The sequence below is a fragment of the Enterobacter sp. DN genome (assembly GCF_046054285.1).
Classification (GTDB): Bacteria; Pseudomonadota; Gammaproteobacteria; order Enterobacterales; family Enterobacteriaceae; genus Enterobacter; species Enterobacter hormaechei_C.
This window is the reverse complement of sequence record NZ_JBJJTG010000002.1, coordinates 675,968-695,205: the sequence shown is the minus strand read 5'-3', so window position 1 is coordinate 695,205 and position 19,238 is coordinate 675,968. Positions and strand designations below refer to the sequence as shown.

Sequence of the window (19,238 nt, the reverse complement as noted above, 5' to 3'; positions counted from 1 at the left end):
TTGTTAGGTTTTCTCCCTCTCCCTGTGGGAGAGGGCCGGGGTGAGGGCATTAGCGCGCACGTTTTCTCCACCACAACATCCCCATCAGCACCATCCCCGGCAGCCACACCCACAGCAGTTCTGAAATGATTACCTGATGCCCGTACGGCGTGGTATAGCGCGACAGCGCAAACGGCGCGACCTTGATCACCTGCCACGGCGCAAAGAAGCGCTCATCTGACCAGGGCCACAGCCAGCCGACGCCTTTCCCGCCTGTCGTTATTGAATCCAGCAGGCTGTGCGACAGCAATGACACGGTTAAAAACAGCCAGCACCGCGTCAGGCTGGCCCTGAACCAACGTCGGCCAGCCAGCACGCAGAGTATCGGCACCACCAGGGCAAACAGTAGCGAATGAGTGAAACCGCGGTGGCCGAAAATATTCCCGTAGGCGACACCGAATTTAAACGCCAGTACGTCGGCATCGGGCAGCATGGCGAGGACGATCCCGGCAAACAGCAGGCGGGGTGGGATGACGTTGGTTCCGAGCCCTAAGCCCAGACACAGAGGTACGGCAGCGTGGGTGATAATGGTAGGCATTGCATTTATCCATGGCAAATCATGGGAATATAGCAGCAGATCCGCCGCAGCAAACCTGTGCTAAATTCTGATTTTACGCCGATTCCCGCGCGATAAGCTGCCCGGAGAGGGTAATGCGCTGCGTTTGCAGATCCGGCTCTTTCAGCCTGCGGATCATCAGCCCTGCCGCCTGGCGGCCGGTCTCTTCGCTGGCAGACGAAACGTAAGTCAGTGACGGCGACGTGAGATTAACGTGGAGCATATCTTCAAAACCAATCAGCGCCACCTGCTGGGTTAAAAACACGTCTTTACCCACCGTGCGCCCCACCTGGTGAATACCTGAGATTGAACCGATCATCGCGTCCGGTGAATGGCAGAGCAGGGCGGTAATCGTGTTGTTCTTCTCCAGCAGCTGACGAGTCGCCATGGCCGCCGCCTGCGTGTCATCGGTGCAGGCGGGAGAATATTCCTCACGCCAGACCAGGCCGCTCTGCGTCATCGCGCTGCGAAAACCAAGCAGGCGCTGCTCGCGGATACGGCACCCGTCGCGCCCGCCAATGTAGGCGATGTTGCGGTGCCCGCGCTCGATAAGATAACGCGCGGCCAGGTTCGCCGCCTGGCGGTTATCGCGCATCACCAGGTTGCATTTCTCTTCCAGCAACGACTGCGAAACCGCCACAAGCGGCAGCGGGCAGTGACGAATGTGTTCCGGGAGAGAGGCGGCGCGGGTGTCCGACGCCAGGTAGATGACGCCCGCCACGCCCTGCTGCTTAAAGGAGAGCAGGGTACGCTCAAGATGTTCGCCGTCGTTCAGCGGCTGACCGAGAAATACCATATAACCCTGTTTCTCCAGCTCCTGAACGATGCTCGCCATCACCTTGATGGAAAAGCTGTCGCTGAAGTCGCGCAGGATCAGGCCGATTAAGTTGGAGGTGTTGGCGCGAAGATTGGCAGCGGCGACGTTATGAACATAGCCCAGCGTTGTGATGGCGGCATTGACCTTCCCGATCGTCGCCTCTGAGATCTTCCCTTTCTGGCGCAGCACCAGCGAAACGGTAGAAACCGACACGCCCGCATGCTTTGCGACATCAATAATGCTGACTTTCTTCAAAACCGCTCCCTGAAATTTCCCGATTATCAGCCAGATAAGAGGCGTCCCCCAGCGTACAGGAGACGCCTCCTTCAGGCATCTTATTATTTGCCAATCATCGTGGACATGGTCTGGGCGATAAACTGTGCTCTGGCCCCGAAAATCACCTGTATTCCGTTATCGCCAACGAACACCACGCCGCGTGCGCCAAGCCCGTTCAGCCCGTCCCGGTCCACCGCTTCGCTCTTCGCCACTTCCAGACGCAGACGCGTGATGCAGGAGCCGACGGAATCAATGTTCTGCGCACCGCCGAGCAGGCCGATGATTTCGGTGGCAAGTTCGGAATCGGACTTGTCATTCGCGCTGGCGGTCACTTCAGTGCGGCCCGGCGTCTTCACGTCGAAGCGACGGATCACGAAGCGGAAGGTGAAGTAGTAGATCAATGCCATCGGAATGCCGATGATAATGGCGCTCAGGAAGTTGGTCTGATAGCCGTTAAACGACGGCAGGATCCCGAACGACAGGTAGTCGATAAAGCCCGCCGAGAACGACTTGGCGATGTGTGCATGCAGCAGGTACATGGTCATGTACGCCAGGCCCGCCATGATGGCGTTGAAGACGTAAAGGATCGGCGCCACGAAGATAAAGGTGAACTCTACCGGCTCGGTGATGCCCGTCAGGAAGCAGGTGAGGGCAGCGGAGAACAGAATACCGGCCGCGATTTTCTTATTCTTCGTGTGCGCTTCGTGGTACATCGCCAGACACGCCGCGGGCAGTGCGAACAGCATCAGCGGGAACTCGCCCTGCATGAATTTCCCGGCGTTCTGGTAGGTGTCGCTGCTGAAGGATTTCACTCCCTCTTCCAGCATCTTGAACCAGATGGTCTGGTCACCGTGGATCACCTGACCCGCCTGGGTAGTGTAATCCCCGAACGAATACCAGAAGGAGGGATACCAGATATGGTGCAGGCCGAGCGGGATCAACGCGCGCTCCACCAGCCCGAAGATAAAGGTCGAGGCCGCCTGGTTATCGCCGTTTACCACCACGGACAGGGCGTCGATCCCGGACTGAATATGCTGCCAGACGTACGGCAGCAGCAGGCCGAGCAGGAACGACAGAAACGCCGTCGCAATCGCCACAAAGCGCTTGCCGGAGAAGAAGCCGAGGAACTCCGGCAGCTGCATGGTGTGGAAGCGGTTGTAACACCAGGCCGCAAGAATACCGCAGATCAGGCCGCCAAAGACGCCCATCTGCAACGTCGGAATGCCAACGACCATGGCATATTTCCCGCCCTGAGAGGCCATTTCCGGCGTGATGCTCAGCACGGTGCTGATGGTGATGTTGGTGACAAACACGGAGACCGCCGCGGAGAGTGCGGCAATGCCGGATTCCGAAGCCAGTCCGACGGCAGAGCCGATGGCGAACAGCATCGGCAGGTTATCAAAGATAACCCCGCCGGCGTTCATCATCAGCGGCAGATGGAACTTATCGCCGAAGGCCAGCAGCAGGCCCGCAGCGGGAAGCAGTGAAATTGGCAGCATTAAGGCGCGACCAATCATCGATAACTTAGACAGCGATTTAACAAACCCTGATATCAGGCTCATGCTGATTTCCCCCGAGTAGCGCTTTTTTCACGCTGTTATTGTAAGTAGAACGTTTTAGTAGAACGTTCTACTTATCGTGGGGAAAGTCTGAAAATCGCGCAACTTAATTTTCACATTTCGCCAGAGGGAATAGTGATTATTTGAAGTTGATCGATAATTAACCGTGATGGGTGTGAGGGGATTGTGAGAGAAATTGCCGGGTGGCGGCTTCGCCTTACCCGGCCTACAAACGGAGACAGTACGTAGGCCCGGTAAGCGCAGCGCCACCGGGCATCAGACAGCTCAGGCTGTCACGGTCACGCTCTGTCCTGCGAAGCTCACGGTCTGCCCCGCGACAATTTTGCAGCGCTTGCGGGTTTCCACCGAGCCGTCTACTTTTACCTGCCCGTCGGCGATGACGATCTTCGCCTGCGCGCCGCTTTCGCTCCAGCCTTCCAGCTTCAGCAGATCGCACAGCTCAACGTGCGGGTGTTTACCTAAAGAAAAAGTTGCCATGATTACGCGTCCTCTACGTCGTGATACTCCTCGCACGCCTGCAAGGTATTCTGAATCAGTGTTGCTACCGTCATCGGGCCTACGCCGCCCGGGACCGGAGTAATATAGGATGCGCGCGCTGCGGCATCTTCATACACCACGTCGCCGACCACTTTGCCGTTTTCCAGACGGTTAATACCCACGTCCACGACGATTGCGCCCTCTTTGATCCACTCGCCCGGAATAAAGCCCGGCTTGCCGACCGCAACGATCAGCAGATCGGCGTTTTCGACGTGGTGACGCAGGTTTTTAGTGAAGCGGTGGGTAACGGTGGTGGTACAGCCCGCCAGCAGCAGCTCCATGCTCATCGGGCGGCCCACGATGTTGGAGGCGCCAATCACCACGGCGTTGAGGCCATAGGTATCGATGTTATAACGCTCCAGCAGCGTCACGATGCCGCGCGGGGTGCACGGACGCAGGCGCGGCGCGCGCTGGCACAGTCGGCCCACGTTATACGGATGGAAACCGTCAACGTCTTTGTCCGGCGCGATGCGCTCCAGCACCTTCACGTTGTCAATGCCCGCAGGCAGCGGCAGCTGAACCAGGATGCCGTCGATCTCTTTATCGGCATTCAGGGTGTCGATCAGTTCCAGCAGTTCCGCTTCGCTGGTGGTTTCCGGCAGATCGTAAGAGCGGGAGACGAACCCCACCTCTTCACACGCTTTGCGTTTGCTGCCGACATAAATTTGCGAAGCCGGGTTGCTGCCAACCAGCACAACGGCCAGCCCGGGGGCGCGAAATCCGGCGGCTTTACGCGCCTTCACTTTTTCCGCAACCTCAGAGCGCACCTGCTGCGCAATCGTTTTACCGTCAATAATCTTTGCTGCCATCAGAGAGAAGATTCCGTCTGTAACGTTAGAAAGGGGGGATTGCCTGTATTTTGTCAGAAGCGAGCGCCGCTGTCAGTCACCCTTTACGAGATTTCATCGATGGCCTGCAAAATCCCTTCTCAGGGCATGGTCAATTTCTTAGAGGTGATTAGGATGTGACCTGGCAAAATGACAGCGTTTTGACATATTACAAAATAAATTCCTGAGCTACTTTGTCCTCTCCGAAATAAGCCTTCAATTTTTTAATTGATCGTATTTCTTATTCCCGAATATGCGCGGGAAGGGTTATTTACATTTTAAAGGAATAGACATGAAACTCAGCAACATTGCTTCTACTGTTATTGCAACTCTGGCCCTGGTCGCGGGTGCCGCTCACGCAGAAGATCCGGTAGCGCCTGTATCTGTAAACGGTGGTACGGTGCATTTTAAAGGTGAATTAGTGAATGCCGCGTGTTCAGTGAATACTGACTCTTCAGAGCAGACGGTTAATCTTGGCCAGTACCGTACCGCGAAATTCACTAAAGTGGGTGACACCACCTCCAATATTCCGTTCACCATCGAACTGAACGACTGCGATCCTGCGGTAGCGAAAACCGCTGCTGTCGCGTTTACCGGCCAGATCGACGCCACCGACAAAACGCTGCTGGCGGTAAGCTCCGGTAATAACGACAACTCCGCGAAGGGCGTGGGTATTGAGATCCTCGACAGCAAATCCTCCACGCTGACCCCGGACGGTGCCACCTTCTCTGCGGCGCAGAACCTGATTGAAGGGACTAACACCCTGAACTTCACCGCGCGCTATAAAGCCACGGCGGCGACCACCGAGCCAGGCCAGGCAAACGCGGACGCAACATTCGTAATGAAATACGAGTAATGCCTGAGTACAGGGATGTGGCTGGCCTCAGGGAAGAGGTCTTTTGATCGCCTATACCGGGAGCGAAGGATGACAAGGACTGGGATACTGCTGTGTGCCCTTGCGATTGCCTCAGCGGTAAACGCACATACCGTGGTCATAGACGGCGGCAAAGTACACCTCAGGGGAGAGCTGGTTAACGGCGGCTGCGCCGTGGCCCCGGACAGCCAGAATATGCGCGTGGATATGGGGCAATACCGCACAAACGCCTTTTCCGGCGTCGGCAGCTTTTCCACGGTTAATGTGCCTTTCACCGTACGTCTGCTGGATTGCAGCGTGGACGTCTCCCGCACCGTGGGGATCCAGTTCCAGGGAGTGACACCGGCAGAAGATCCGCAGGTTTTCCTGGCGACATCGCGGCCGGGGGAAAATGCGGTCAGCAGTGGTGTCGGGCTGGCGCTTTTTGACGAACAGCAACGTCAGATCATCCCGAACGCGACGGCGGTGAGCTGGTTACCCATTGACACCCGCGAGCTGGTATTTCATTTCAGCGCCCGCTACCGGGCAATTTCCGAACACCTTGTACCAGGCACTATTCAGTCGAATGTCTGGTTTACGTTGATTTATCCCTGACGCCTGCGAACTAATTATTAAAGGTACGGTTGTGATGAACACCCTGATTAAACCTGGACTGTTTTTAGCTTTTATTTTGATGATGGTTTCTGCCAGCGCGAATGCGTCCGGCGGAATTGCGCTGGGCGCGACGCGCGTTATTTATCCGGCCGATGCCAAACAAACGTCGCTGGCGATCACCAACAGCAATAAACAAGAGCGCTATTTAATTAACGCGTGGATAGAAAATGCCAACGGGCAAAAGGAAAAAACCTTTGCCGTCACGCCGCCGCTGTTTGTCAGCGAGCCGGCCAGCGAAAACACCCTGCGCATTATCTACGCAGGCCCGGCGCTGCCTGCCGATCGCGAATCACTCTTTTACATGAACGTCAAAGCGATTCCCTCCGTCAGCAAAAAACATCAGGACGGCAACAACGTCCTGCAACTGGCTATTCTGTCACGTATCAAGCTGTTTGTTCGCCCGGCTAACCTGGCGATGCCGCCGGAAGAGGCGCTCTCACAGCTGCGCTTTGAGCGCGTCGGCAACCATCTTAAGGTGAGCAATGCCTCGCCGTATTACGTCACGCTGGTCAATCTGAAGCTCGGCGGTCAGACGCTGGATAACCTGATGGTTGCCCCTAAAAGCTCGGCACAGCAGGTGCTGCCTGCCGCTGCGAGCGGCACGCTCTCCTGGCAGAGTGTGAATGACTATGGCGCCATTACGCCGGCGCGTAGCGTCAGCCTGTGAGCAGAGACAGGGCGATGAACACTCAATGGCGTTACTGCCCGGTTGCGCTGGCACTGATGGCAACGCTCTGGCCACTCGCTGGCTGGGGCGAAAGCTACTTTAACCCGGCGTTTCTCTCCGATGACACGGCGAACGTGGCGGATTTGTCGCGTTTTGAAAAAGGCCACCAGCAGGCACCGGGCGTCTATCGCGTCGATATCTGGCGTAACGATGAGTTTATCGGCACGCAGGACGTGCGGTTTGAGCAAGCTGACAACACGCCGCCGGTCGCGGGCGGTTTGTCGCCGTGCATTACGCGCGCGATGCTCGATCGCTTTGGCGTCAATATCGCCGCCTTCCCGGAACTGAGCAACGTGCAGGGCGATGCCTGCGTTCCGCTCACCACGGCTATTCCGGGCAGCGAAACGGCGTTCAACTTCGCCTCGTTGCGCCTGAACGTCAGCCTGCCTCAGGTGGCGATGCAAAACAGCGCCCGCGGGTATATTCCACCTGAACAGTGGGATGAAGGCATCCCCGCCGCGCTGCTGAACTACAGCTTTACCGGCAACCGGGGCAGCGACGACGACAGCTACTATCTGAACCTGCAAAGCGGGTTGAACTATGGCGCCTGGCGATTACGCAATAACGGCGCGTGGCGTTATACCGAAAGCAACGGCCAGCGGCACAGCAGCTGGCAAAATATTGGTACCTGGGCGCAGCGTACGATCATCCCGCTGAAAAGCGAGCTGGTGCTTGGCGACAGCAACACCGGTAACGATGTCTTCGACAGCGTCGGTTTTCGCGGTGGTCGCCTCTATTCGTCCGACAGTATGTACCCGGACAGTCTGCAAGGTTACGCGCCTACCGTGCGCGGAATCGCCCGCACCCCTGCCAAAGTGGTGATCCGCCAGAACGGATACGTGATTTACCAGAGCTATGTGCAGCCGGGGGCTTTTGCGATAACTGATCTTAACCCGACCTCCTCAAGCGGTGACCTGGAGGTGACGGTGGAAGAGAAGGACGGCAGCCAGCAGCGCTACACCGTCCCGTATTCCACCGTTCCGCTGCTCCAGCGTGAAGGGCGCTGGAAATACGATCTGGTGGCAGGGGACTATCGCAGCGGCAACAGCGAGCAGGATACGCCGTTCTTTACTCAGGGTACGATGATTGCGGGCCTTGCCGACGGCTACACGCTGTACGGCGGAACGCAGCTGGCCTCGCGCTATACCGCCATCGCCATTGGCGCGGGTAAAAACCTCGGTGACTGGGGGGCGGTTTCACTTGATCTCACCCATGCCCGCAGCCAGCTTGCCGATGACAGCCGCCATGAAGGGCAGTCCCTGCGGTTCCTGTACGCAAAATCCCTTAACGGATTCGGCACTAACTTCCAGCTGCTGGGCTATCGCTACTCGACTAAAGGCTTCTACACCCTCGACGATGTGGCCTGGCGCACAATGGAAGGCTACCAGTATGGCGACGATCAGGACGATGACGGCGTGCCGGACGTGCAGAGCTATCACAACCTGACGCTGAATAAAAAAGGGCGTTTCCAGCTCAATATCTCCCAGTCTCTCGGCGATTACGGCTCGGTGTACGTGTCGGGCAGCCAGCAGAGTTACTGGGGCACCAGCGAATCCAACGTCTGGTATCAGCTTGGCTACGCGGGCGGGGTGAAAGGGGTCAGCTACGCCTTATCCTGGTCGTGGAACAAGGCCGTCGGCATTGACGGAACCGACCGGATCGCCTCGTTCAACGTCTCCGTCCCGTTCAGCCTGTTCACCCGTCACGGCTACCGTCGCGATAATGCGATCGACCGGGCCTATGCCACAGCCTCTGCCAGCCGTAACAGCGACGGTGATACCAGCTGGCAGACCGGGATCAGCGGAACGCTGCTCCAGGATCGTAACCTGAACTACAGCGTCACGCAGGGTCACACCAGCAATAACGGTGCCAGCGGCAGCGCCAGCGCTAACTGGCAGGCGACGTACGGCACGCTGGGCGTGGGCTACAACTACGCCCGGGATCAGCACGACCTCAACTGGCAGCTCTCCGGCGGCGTGGTAGGGCATTCAGACGGCATCACATTCAGTCAGCCGCTGGGCGATACCAACGTCTTGATCAAAGCGCCGGGCGCGTCAGGCGTGAGCGTCGAAAACCAGACCGGCGTCAAAACAGACTGGCGTGGCTATGCGGTGATGCCGTACGCCACGGTGTACCGTTACAACCGCGTGGCGCTCGACACCAACACTATGAGCAACAACACCGACATTGAAAATAACGTTTCCAGCGTCGTGCCGACGAACGGTGCGCTGGTGCGCGCCAGTTTTGACACCCGCATCGGCGTGCGTGCGCTGCTCACCGTGAAGCGTGATAACCAGCCTGTACCGTTTGGGGCGGTGGTGCGTGAGACGCAGAGCGGCGTAACCAGCATGGTGGGAGATGACGGTCAGATTTACCTGAGCGGGCTGCCGCTGAGCGGAGAACTGCTGATTCAGTGGGGAGACGGGAAACAGTCCCAGTGTCGTGCGCCCTACAGCCTGCCAGAACAAAGCCTGCAACAGGCGATCACACTTAAGGGGATCCGCTGTGAATAAAATCCATTATCTGGGGCTATCCCTGCTGGCGTTTTTGCCGCTATCTAAGGCCTTCGCCACCGTTTGCGTCAATGAAAATGGCGTGCCGACGGAGGTGTATTACGACCTGACGGATAAATTCAACAGTTCCAATAACCAGGTGGGGCAGATAGTCACGCTCAGCGAGAAGTCCCAGTGGGTGGGCGTCAACGCCGTCTGTCCTAAGGGAACGTCCGGGAACACCACCAAGCGTAGCTATGTTACCGATTTCCCGGTCACGGGCACCAGTGATGGCTACCAGTATCTGAAGCTAAACGACTATCTGGACGGGGCGATGAAAATTACCGACAGCTACGCTGGCACGTTTTATCCGCCCAAAAGCTACATTCAGATGGGGAGCCACCCGAATGTGTCTAAAAACAAACCGTTTGGCGTACAGGATTCCAGCCTCGTCTTCCGGCTTAAAGTGACCCGACGCTTTATCAATATGGTGGTGATCCCCCGGGCGACCATGTTCCGGGTTTACGTCACCACGACCTCCTCGGATCCGCTCACCACGCCGGTTTATACCATCAGCTACAGCGGGACCATTCAGGTGCCTCAGAGCTGTGAAATTAATGCCGGGAATGTGGTGGAGTTCGATTTCGGAGACATCGGCGCCTCCCTGTTCAGTAAAGCGGGCATCGGGAATAAGCCGGAGGGGATCTCAGCGCAAAGCAAAACCATCGGCATCAAATGCACCAACGTCGAGGCGAACGCCATGCTCACGATGCGTGTTGAGGCGGAGAAGGTTTCAGGCAGTACGCTGGTTTCCGATAACGCGGATGTGGGTTTTGTGATTGCCAACAGTAATGGCGTGCCGCTGACGCCCAACAACCTGACCAGCAAAATCCCGTTCCGTCTGGACGACAGCGCTCAGGCGCAGGTGGGGATCCGCGCGTGGCCCGTCAGCGTAACCGGTAAAAAACCTGCCGAGGGGCGTTTTACCTCTCGCGGCTATTTACGCGTCGACTACGACTAAGGAGCAGGTATGCGAAACGGAATGCGGTATTTAGCCGTCGCGCTCTTTGCGCTTTGCTCCCCTGCACACGCAGAGACGGCGCTTGGGGAGATTAACATTCAGCTTTACGGCAATATCGTGGATTTTACCTGCGTGGCGGAGGGGGACGACAGCAATAAAACCGTCACGCTCGGCACCTGGCCCACGAAACAGCTTCGCACAACGGGGAGCCGGACGCAGCCTGTACCGTTCACCCTGAAGCTGACCGGATGCCCGCCGGGGGCGGCTTCGGTCACATTTACGGGGAAGATGGACGGGCATGATAACAGCCTGCTGGCACTGAATGATGCCAGCGCGGCCAGCAACGTGGCCGTGGAGATCCTCGACCGGGATAAAACGCGCCTCGCGTTGCAGCAGGCCAGCCAGACGGTGGCGGTGGATGCGCAGGGAAATGCCGAACTGTCGTTTTATGCCAATTATATCGCCACGGCGGATAACCCGCAGCCGGGACGGGCTGACGCCGATGCAACTTTCATGATTAATTATAATTAATCGTATCCACTCTCCCTGTAACGGTTATATGTTGCAGGGAGAGGGAAGGATTACAGTAATTCGTGCGCCTTCGCGTAATCAATTAATTCAACGATACTTTGCACGCCCAGCTTGGAAAAGATATTAGACTTATGGGCGCTAATTGTTTTGTTGCTAAGTAATAATTGATCCGCAATCTCCTTATTAGATAATCCGTTCGCCAGATATCGCAGAACCGTCACTTCACGATTCGATAATGGCATATCCACGGCGGCGCCCGTCCGCGAGCCCAGATGGTTTATAAAACTCAATGTTTCTGAAGGGAAGAAAGAATAGCCCGTCAGGATCATTTCCACCGCGTTATAAATTTCCCCCAGATCTTTTCGCTTACTGACAAAACCATTTGCCCCGGCGCGGATGGCGCGTCCTGCGTAGAAAGCTTCAGATTTTGAAGAGAGGAAAAGAACCTTAATGTCTTTATTTAAGTTCCTGATTCTTTTCAGCAATACGAACCCATCCGTGCCCGTCATTTCAATATCGAGAATGACCAGGTCAATGGGGTGGTTGCGTATACAGTCAAGCACCTCGTGGCTGTCGCCTGACTTCAGTTTGACCAGGATGTTTTTATTTTTCTGTAGCAGGACTTCTATCGACATTCTGACGATAGGGTGTTCGTCCATAATGATAACGGATGCCGGTTTCATTTTTTATGCCTCAGATTGTTAAAAGCGTTATGCTGAGTTTTGTTAAAACTCTCGAAAAGCCGGAAGGATAATTGCGCAGATCCTTGTACGGTAAATGTCCCTGGGAAGAGCGAAAGCATCCTTGTTTACGTAGTGGTGATATCAATGCCTCAGCGCAGTTATCTCATAAGGCTGGTTATGGCAAAATGATTTTTCTTATTCGCGTGTCAAACACGTCTTATTATACCGTTTAAGTATTGTCCGAAAAGCCTGTAAATTAATATCCATATATTACTGATTATTATGTTCTGGATCTGAATCGCTAACTTTTTAAAATTAGCAAAAATGTCCTGATATTGCATTTACCACACACTTTCATCTTTATGTAATAACAAAAAATAAACGATTTTACTGTATGTTAATGGAGTGTTAACAGTGCGCGGGCTGTGACAACCAGCATCCCTCCTGCCCGCCATCCCTGAAATCCGCCATTTCGTGCGTCATCTCTCCATTTCAAACGCCTCCTGGCAAATTGCCGTTCCCAACAACAGAACAGCACTATCTGCTGTTTTCTTCACCTCTCATCGCATTCTTTTACAGGTGAATCGCTTGTTTTTACACCATTATCATCCTGTTAACTGAAGCGCCAGAACCTTAACGCATGGATAAAATCACTCTCGTTGAGCGTACCGGCAGCATTTCGCATGGTTTAAGACCTGGAATTAGGAATAGTTATAAAATCGAAAGTTTTGTTAAAAAACACAAAAATTTAACATATATCCTAAGTAATTTCCTAAAGGTCTTTAGGAATTAAGAAGTTACTGAATACGTTAATACGTGAAATCTGAGAGGTTGTTGAGAAGATGTAGCAACTCATGACGATGATTCAGCCCAAGTTTCGCCAGGATGCAGCTGAGACGGTAAATAATGCGGCTGTAGGGGCGGTTCTGTAACTGCGCGATCTGCCGCAAGGAGCTCCCCTGCGACAGCGCCTGTAAGATCGGCCATTCATCCCGTGAAAACCACTCTTTGCGGTTGCCGGCCGGTGACGGTGCTTCCAGCAAGGTTTGTTGCATAGCCAGCGCCGTTAGCTGGCGTTCAAGCACATGAAAAGGGCCAGCCGCTTTACAAAACAGGCGAGCATCATAATCATCGGCGCGGACGAGCAGGTAGGGTGTCAGGTAGGGGGCGAACAGGCTGTGGCGGCGTAATCGGTCCAGCAGGTCGATGAGCGGCGAGGCGCGGCTCTCAATGTCTATTACCAGACGCGATGAAGGCCAGTGATTTAAATCACTGAGGGCGGCTTCCAGCGTGGAATAGTCGCAGCAATTGCTCAGGGGCGACTGCCCGCTCAGTAAACCGGAACGGAAAAAATTATCCTGTGTGACCAGAATGATAAAGGGAGCATCGGTTTTGCGGGTCTGGTTGATTGACTGGCTCAAATATTCGAGACGATCAAAAAATGGGAGAGCAAAAGGCGAGTGCGTAGAACCCAGTGAATCACTTCCTGTCCGACGACGCCGGTAACGGCGCACTGTCATTCGCATAGCTTCCCTCTTGGCGATGACCGTTCAGTCCTCCTGCCATCTCCAGGATGGCCAATAATATCCCTGACCGAAGCGCGCGCCAGCATGAAGCGCGCATGTACGGTCCCTTTCTGTTTCAATGCCTTCAATAAGCACATTCGCAGCGATTTTTGAACAAAGGGTGACCAGCTGTGTCAGCGCCGGCGTTTCACGTAAACGCCAGAAAGCGATCTTATCGATTTTTATTCCGCTTAATGGCAGGCGGCAGGATAAAAATGCTTGTCCTGACGCTTCATCAATATCATCCAGCCAGATCCGGTGTCCTCGCGCGGTCAACTGCTGAAGCGCACAACTCACCCTCAGACGCGCCGGGTCTGAGAGTGTAAAGAACGAGGCAGGCTCCACGAGTTCAATGTTCAGCGGTGGGCTGTTAAGTTGCAGTAAACGCTGGAACATTTCCGGTATGGTCAGAACGGTTATCGGCAAATTTATGAAAAGGTTGTCACAGGGGAAGGGGTTTTTTAACGCGGCGATCTGTGCTTCCAGCAGCATAAGCGCCCGGGCGGCGGACCAGTCCTGGAAAAAGCTTTCGCTTTGCTGATGCGGCGACAGCACGCTGAGCACTTCGGCCCCCACCGTGTGCGAAGAGGAGAGGGCGACAATGGGTTCAAGCTTGATGCCTGTAATATCGTGTGAGATGTGCTGCACGCACGAGGGGAAACCTGTCTGGTCTGGCGCTGTCACTCCGTCGTCCTGTTCACTTCCAGCCTCCAGGCGGCCGGGTTACCGCAGGACAGTGTGAAGGTGAAGTAAACAGGAAAACAGCAGGCGTTACTTAAAAGCGGCTAAGCCTTTTCGCAGCCCGTAAAAGAGGGATAAATGTTGAAAAAACAGCCGTATTTACAATCAGCTAGTCATTATCGCCAGAGAAGGCGGAAAAGGCATTGACTCACTACGCATTGACCGTATAATTCCAGGCGTTTCACCACCGCGAAGTACACTCTTCTCCGTGCGCCCTTAGCTCAGTTGGATAGAGCAACGGCCTTCTAAGCCGTAGGTCGTAGGTTCGAATCCTACAGGGCGTGCCATTAAATTTCACAGATTGCCGCCTGCGTGACGCCCTGCTGATTTTCCCCATGAAACACCCATTCCGAAAGTAGCGTTAACGCACATTTTTCACAGCACAATTGACTGTTATAACAGTATTTTTTTTACACTGTGGCAATTTTGCTATTCCTCTACCATGCTCATATCACCTCACTCTTACTCGTGGGGCTTTTTGTAGTTGCTGATTAATCTCAAGGAAAAAGGTTATGAAAAAAACGACTGCTATTTTGATGGGCGCTGCATTTCTGTTTACCACCAATACCTTTGCGGCTGAACTGCTGACGAAAAACGAGTTTGAGAAAGTGGAATCACAGTATGAAAAAATCGGTACGGTTAGCACTTCCAATGAAGTCTCGGTAGACGACGCGAAAAAAGAGCTGATCGAGAAAGCCGATAAAGAAGGTGCTGATGTGCTGGTGCTGACTTCCGGTAATACCAACAACAAAATTCACGGTACCGCCGATATTTTCAAGAAAAAATAATGCCTTAGCAACCACCCCTGTTTCGGGGTGGTTGCGCGCCATACCTCCCGCCAGCCTTGTTTCTTGTCTCTTCTCGCTCAGAGATGCCCGTTGACACTTGATTACGTATTCATAATGCGTATAGTTCTCATTTGCATTTCTTTTAATAACTTTTAAGGCCCGACAACGGGTCATTTTTGCGCGCACGTTAAGAGCTCATTATGAACAACACCACAATGCACAAAACGCTGCTGGCGATTGCCATCGGCGCGGTTACACACTCCGCCTTTGCGGCGGATGAGAAAAAAGAGGACACCATCGTGGTCCAGTCCACGGCGGGGAGTGATTTCAAACCCGGTGGTGACCAGCTGCTTCCGGCCTTCCTCGACGGCCAGGTGGCGAACGGCGGGCGCATGGGGATGCTCGGTCAGCAGAACGCCATGGACGTGCCGTTCAACATCATCAGCTACACCTCGAAGCTGGTGGAAGATCAGCAGGCAAAAACCATTGCTGACGTGGTTGCCAACGACGCGGGCGTGCAATTCGTTCAGGGTTACGGCAACAGCGCGGAAACCTTCCGCATTCGCGGCCTGAAGTTTGACGGCGACGATATGACCTTTGGCGGATTGTCCGGGGTGCTGCCGCGTCAGGTGGTGGATGCCCAGATGGTCGACCGTATCGAGATTTTCAAAGGGGCCAACTCCCTGATGAACGGCGCCGCAAGCTCCGGCGTGGGCGGGATGATCAACCTTGAGCCAAAACACGCGGGCGACACCCCGCAGGCGAAAGTGGGCGTTGACTACACCTCGGATTCCCAGATTGGCACCACGCTGGATGCGGGTCGTCGCTTTGGCGATAACGACCAGTTTGGCGCGCGCGTGAACCTCGTGCATCGCGAAGGGGAAACCGGCGTGCCGAACGACCGCCGCCGCACCACGCTGCTCTCCACCGGCCTGGATTACAAAGGCGACCGCTTCCGCACCTCGCTGGACCTGGGCTACCAGAAAAAAACCTTCCACGGCAGCCCAACCAGCGTCAACATCTCGGCGGTGGACTTTGTGCCTGAGCCGCCGAAGAACGATCGCAACTTCTCGCAGAAGTGGGCCTACAGCGATATCGAAAACGAGTTCGGGATGTGGCGCAGCGAGTATGACATCACCGATAGCTGGACGGCATATACCGGTCTCGGCGCGCAGCACGCGCACGAAGAAGGGATCTACAGCGCGCCGAAGCTCCTCGATAAGAGCGGTAATGCGACGGTCAGCCGCCTTGATACCAACCGCATCAGCGATTCCGTCAGCGGCATGGCGGGTATTCGCGGTAACTTCACTACCGGCTTCGTCTCGCACAAGGTGAACGTCGGGTATTCGGCGATGACCAAAAACGAAAAAATCGCGTGGAAAATGTCGGCCGCGGCGGATAATCCGACCACCAACATCTACCACAACACCGGCGTGGCTATGCCGGACAGCAGCAACTTCAGCGGCTCAGGCGGCAAATACAGCGATCCGCTGACCAGCGGGCGCACCCGCACGCAGGGCTGGCTGCTGAGTGATACCCTGGGCGTGCTGGATGACAAGCTGCTGTTCACCGCAGGCGCACGTCATCAGAAAGTTGTCATCCGCGGGTACAACAAAATCACCGGCGCGGAAAACGACGCGGACGGTTTCGACGGCAGCCGCTGGATGCCAACCTACGGCGTAGTCTATAAACCGTGGGAGGAAATTTCCCTCTACGCCAACCACACCGAGGCGTTACAGCCCGGTGAAACTGCGCCGAACACTGCTACTAACTACGGCCAGAGCACCGGTATCGTGCACTCTAAGCAGAACGAAGTGGGCGTAAAGGCGGACTTTGGCCGCGTGGGCGGCTCCCTGGCGCTGTTTGAGATCAAAATGCCGTCGGCGATCCTTGACGACAGCGGTCACTACGGCCTGGATGCAGAACAACGTAACCGCGGCGTGGAGCTGAACGTCTTCGGCGAGCCAATGCTTGGGATGCGTCTGAATGCCAGCGCCACCTGGTTGCAGGCTGAGCTGACCAAAACCAAAAACGGCGTCAATCAGGGCAACGATGCGATCGGTATTCCGAGCTTCTACGCCGTGCTGGGCGCAGAGTACGATATCAAGCCGATTGAAGGCCTGACGGCGACCGCGCGCGTTAACCACTCCGGCACGCAGTATGCCGATCTTGCGAACACCAAAAAGCTGGACAGCTACACCACGCTGGATCTGGGCATGCGCTATCGCTTCGCGGTGAACCACAATGAAAACCAGATGACCGTGCGGGCAGGCATCGACAACGTGACCAACGAGAACTACTGGTCAAGCGTGGACGATTCCGGTACTTACATCACTCAGGGCGAGCCGCGTACCTTTAAGGTCTCGGTTGGCTACGAGTTCTAAGCGTTCCACCTCGTTATCCGGGGCAGGGACGCCCCAATCCCTTCGTTGTCGTGTTATAAAATTGTAATAAAAGCTTCTTACACTGGTCGCCACATCCTTACCTCTTGGCCAATGACAGGAAGCCGCTATGGGCAGACCCCTCAAATCCGTATTTAAAAAAGAACATCGCGACGATATCAGTAACCGCAGCGCTAACCCGGTATTCTCCGAGGTTGCAGAGGTGTTCCTCTCCCGCCGCCGTTTTCTCCAGATGGGGGCCGTAGCGGGGGCCGCCGTATCATTCCCGTATCTGATCACACCCGAAAATGCCATTGCCGCGGTATCGAAGCCTTCCGCGCTGGCAAAAGCAGTTTCCCTGGGCTTTACCAGCATCGACGTCTCCACGGAAGACACGGTCAGGGTGCCAGAAGGCTATATTGCCCGCCCGTTCTATCGCTGGGGTGATCCGACGGGGATCAAAGACAACATGCCGGCATTTAAGCCGGACGCCAGCAATACCACAGACGAACAGGCTGTGCAGGCGGGCATGCACCACGACGGCATGGCGTGGTTTAGTCTGCCGCAGGGGGCGCAAAACCCGGAGCATGGCCTGCTGGCGCTGAACCATGAATACATCGATAACGGGATGCTGTTTATCGACGGTACGGCGAACTGGAGCCTCGACAAAGCCCGCAAGGGGCAGAACGCGATGGGCGTGTCGGTGGTGGAAGTGAAAAAAACGGGCAGCGGCTGGGAGGTGGTGCGTCCGTCTTCCTTCGCCCGGCGTATTACCGTCAATACGCCGATGCAGCTTACCGGCCCGGCGCGGTATCAGGATTTAATGAAAACCGCCGCCGATCCGCAGGGGGAACGCGTTCTGGGCACCATGCAGAACTGCGCCAACGGCCACACGCCTTGGGGCACCTATCTCACCTGCGAGGAGAACTGGTCGGACATTTTTGTGAAAAAAGCCGATCTCAAACCGCTGGAAAAACGCTACGGCATCAGCGACAGCGATGAGTCCTATCGCTGGAACGAGGTGGATGAGCGGTTCAGCGTCGATAAAACCCCTAACGAACCCAACCGTTTCGGCTGGGTGGTGGAGATCGATCCCTACAACCCGACCTCCACGCCTCGCAAGCACACCGCGCTGGGCCGCTTCAAGCATGAGGGGGCAGCCGTCACGCTCGCCGCCGATAATCGCGTGGTGGTCTACATGGGCGACGACCAGAAGTTTGAGTACATCTATAAGTTTGTCTCCGACAAAAAATACGATCCCGCGAACCGGGAAGCCAATATGCAGCTGCTGACGTCCGGCACGCTGTACGTCGCCAGGTTCAACCAGGACGGAAGCGGCGACTGGCTGCCGCTGATCTTCGGGCAAAATGGCCTGGATAAAAGCAACGGGTTTGAAAGCCAGGGCGATCTGCTGATCAAAACCCGCCTGGCGGCCGACGCGGTGGGGGCAACGAAAATGGATCGTCCTGAGTGGATTGCCGTCGATCCGCACGCCAGCGGCAGCGTCTACTGTACGCTCACCAACAACAGCGATCGCGGTAAAGAGGGGAAGGCACCGGTCGATGCCGCTAACCCGCGCGCCAACAACGTGTTTGGTCACATCATGCACTGGCACGAAGAGGGTGCCGATCCTGCCGCCGCACGCTTTAAGTGGGATATTCTGGTTATGGCCGGGCGTACCGACGGCGACGATCCGAAGGCCAAAGGCTCCATGCAGGGCGCGGCATTCGGCAGCCCGGATGGGTTGTCGTTCGATCACCAGGGCGTCCTGTGGATCCAGACCGACGTCTCCTCCAGCACCATCAATAAGAAAGCGTACGAGGGGATGGGCAATAACCAGATGGTCGCCACCATTCCGGGCACCAACGAGTATCGCCGTTTTCTGACCGGGCCGCGCGGATGTGAAATCACCGGCATTGCGTTTACGCCGGACAACCGCACGCTGTTTATCAACATTCAGCATCCGGGGGAGGGCGGGGATGATATTACCGACCCGGCCAATCCGCGCGCTGTTTCCAACTGGCCAGACGCCAGCCCGAACGGGCGTCCGCGATCGTCAACGGTGGTGATTACCAAAGCGGACGGCGGGATCATCGGGTCGTGACGTTAATCCGCCGGGCGCATGCGCTGGCCCGGCGTTAAGCTTGCT

Annotated in this window: 17 protein-coding genes and 1 tRNA gene; 10 read left to right on the top strand and 8 right to left on the bottom strand. The window is 55.8% G+C overall.

Translation table 11 applies throughout. The annotated features are described in order from the left end of the window. Window positions 1-49 precede the first annotated feature (49 nt). The 5 genes from ACJTMZ_RS07905 to folD all read right to left on the bottom strand — a co-directional run bounded on the left by ACJTMZ_RS07905 (window position 50) and on the right by folD (window position 4,614). Entirely contained in the window at window positions 50-577 is a 528-nt protein-coding gene (locus ACJTMZ_RS07905; RefSeq protein WP_252010912.1) for a metal-dependent hydrolase, read from the bottom strand. Window positions 578-650: 73 nt separating this feature from the next. Further along, the gene (malI, locus tag ACJTMZ_RS07900; protein WP_023303216.1) at window positions 651-1,667 is read right to left on the bottom strand and encodes a Mal regulon transcriptional regulator MalI; all 1,017 of its coding nucleotides are present in this window, start codon (window positions 1,665-1,667) and stop codon (window positions 651-653) included. 83 nt (window positions 1,668-1,750) lie between these two features. Further along, window positions 1,751-3,250 (bottom strand): PTS transporter subunit EIIC, encoded by a 1,500-nt coding sequence (locus ACJTMZ_RS07895; RefSeq protein ID WP_003858916.1) that lies wholly within the window; start codon window positions 3,248-3,250, stop codon window positions 1,751-1,753. Window positions 3,251-3,532: 282 nt separating this feature from the next. Then, window positions 3,533-3,745: a ribosome-associated protein YbcJ gene (ybcJ, locus tag ACJTMZ_RS07890; protein ID WP_015571224.1), complete on the bottom strand. Its 213-nt coding sequence runs from the start codon at window positions 3,743-3,745 to the stop codon at window positions 3,533-3,535. 2 nt (window positions 3,746-3,747) lie between these two features. Next, on the bottom strand, window positions 3,748-4,614 hold the full coding sequence (gene folD, locus ACJTMZ_RS07885) for a bifunctional methylenetetrahydrofolate dehydrogenase/methenyltetrahydrofolate cyclohydrolase FolD (protein ID WP_006809817.1): 867 nt from the start codon (window positions 4,612-4,614) through the stop codon (window positions 3,748-3,750). A gap of 310 nt (window positions 4,615-4,924) precedes the next feature. On the opposite strand from folD, the gene fimA reads away from it, so the two are divergent. The 6 genes from fimA to sfmF all read left to right on the top strand — a co-directional run bounded on the left by fimA (window position 4,925) and on the right by sfmF (window position 10,931). Continuing rightward, window positions 4,925-5,488: a type 1 fimbrial major subunit FimA gene (fimA, locus tag ACJTMZ_RS07880; RefSeq protein WP_003858911.1), complete on the top strand. Its 564-nt coding sequence runs from the start codon at window positions 4,925-4,927 to the stop codon at window positions 5,486-5,488. Between the two features lie 69 nt (window positions 5,489-5,557). After that, window positions 5,558-6,100, top strand: coding sequence for a type 1 fimbrial protein subunit FimI (gene fimI, locus ACJTMZ_RS07875; protein WP_017383235.1), 543 nt, complete (start codon window positions 5,558-5,560; stop codon window positions 6,098-6,100). 34 nt (window positions 6,101-6,134) lie between these two features. Further along, the gene (fimC, locus tag ACJTMZ_RS07870) at window positions 6,135-6,827 is read left to right on the top strand and encodes a type 1 fimbria chaperone FimC (protein WP_015571222.1); all 693 of its coding nucleotides are present in this window, start codon (window positions 6,135-6,137) and stop codon (window positions 6,825-6,827) included. Window positions 6,828-6,841: 14 nt separating this feature from the next. Next, window positions 6,842-9,400 (top strand): fimbrial biogenesis usher protein, encoded by a 2,559-nt coding sequence (locus ACJTMZ_RS07865; RefSeq protein WP_252010911.1) that lies wholly within the window; start codon window positions 6,842-6,844, stop codon window positions 9,398-9,400. Beyond that, the gene (gene fimH, locus ACJTMZ_RS07860; RefSeq protein WP_252010910.1) at window positions 9,393-10,400 is read left to right on the top strand and encodes a type 1 fimbria D-mannose specific adhesin FimH; all 1,008 of its coding nucleotides are present in this window, start codon (window positions 9,393-9,395) and stop codon (window positions 10,398-10,400) included. Before ACJTMZ_RS07865 ends, fimH begins: the two co-directional genes overlap by 8 nt. 9 nt (window positions 10,401-10,409) lie before the next feature. Further along, on the top strand, window positions 10,410-10,931 hold the full coding sequence (sfmF, locus tag ACJTMZ_RS07855) for a fimbria assembly protein (RefSeq protein WP_023296055.1): 522 nt from the start codon (window positions 10,410-10,412) through the stop codon (window positions 10,929-10,931). Between the two features lie 50 nt (window positions 10,932-10,981). On the opposite strand, the gene fimZ is transcribed toward sfmF, so the two are convergent. The 3 genes from fimZ to ACJTMZ_RS07840 form a co-directional block, all read right to left on the bottom strand. Then, window positions 10,982-11,614 carry a fimbria biosynthesis transcriptional regulator FimZ gene (gene fimZ / locus ACJTMZ_RS07850; protein ID WP_252010909.1) on the bottom strand — a complete coding sequence of 211 codons (633 nt, stop codon included), beginning with the start codon at window positions 11,612-11,614 and terminating at the stop codon, window positions 10,982-10,984. A gap of 809 nt (window positions 11,615-12,423) precedes the next feature. Beyond that, a complete protein-coding gene (locus tag ACJTMZ_RS07845) occupies window positions 12,424-13,140 on the bottom strand; it encodes a response regulator transcription factor (protein WP_017383240.1) in 717 nt (238 codons plus the stop codon). A gap of 24 nt (window positions 13,141-13,164) precedes the next feature. Then, entirely contained in the window at window positions 13,165-13,827 is a 663-nt protein-coding gene (locus ACJTMZ_RS07840; RefSeq protein ID WP_193041774.1) for an EAL domain-containing protein, read from the bottom strand. A 303-nt stretch (window positions 13,828-14,130) separates the two neighbouring features. Here ACJTMZ_RS07840 and ACJTMZ_RS07835 point away from each other — a divergent pair. The 4 genes from ACJTMZ_RS07835 (at window position 14,131) to ACJTMZ_RS07820 (ending at window position 19,193) form a co-directional block, all read left to right on the top strand. Further along, window positions 14,131-14,207, top strand: a tRNA-Arg gene (locus ACJTMZ_RS07835). Window positions 14,208-14,432: 225 nt separating this feature from the next. Then, window positions 14,433-14,708 carry a DUF1471 family periplasmic protein YahO gene (gene yahO / locus ACJTMZ_RS07830; protein WP_015571217.1) on the top strand — a complete coding sequence of 92 codons (276 nt, stop codon included), beginning with the start codon at window positions 14,433-14,435 and terminating at the stop codon, window positions 14,706-14,708. Between the two features lie 200 nt (window positions 14,709-14,908). Continuing rightward, a complete protein-coding gene (locus ACJTMZ_RS07825) occupies window positions 14,909-17,092 on the top strand; it encodes a TonB-dependent siderophore receptor (RefSeq protein ID WP_023296057.1) in 2,184 nt (727 codons plus the stop codon). Window positions 17,093-17,219: 127 nt separating this feature from the next. Further along, window positions 17,220-19,193, top strand: a complete 1,974-nt coding sequence (locus ACJTMZ_RS07820; RefSeq protein WP_252010908.1) for an alkaline phosphatase PhoX — start codon at window positions 17,220-17,222, stop codon at window positions 19,191-19,193. Window positions 19,194-19,238 lie beyond the last annotated feature (45 nt).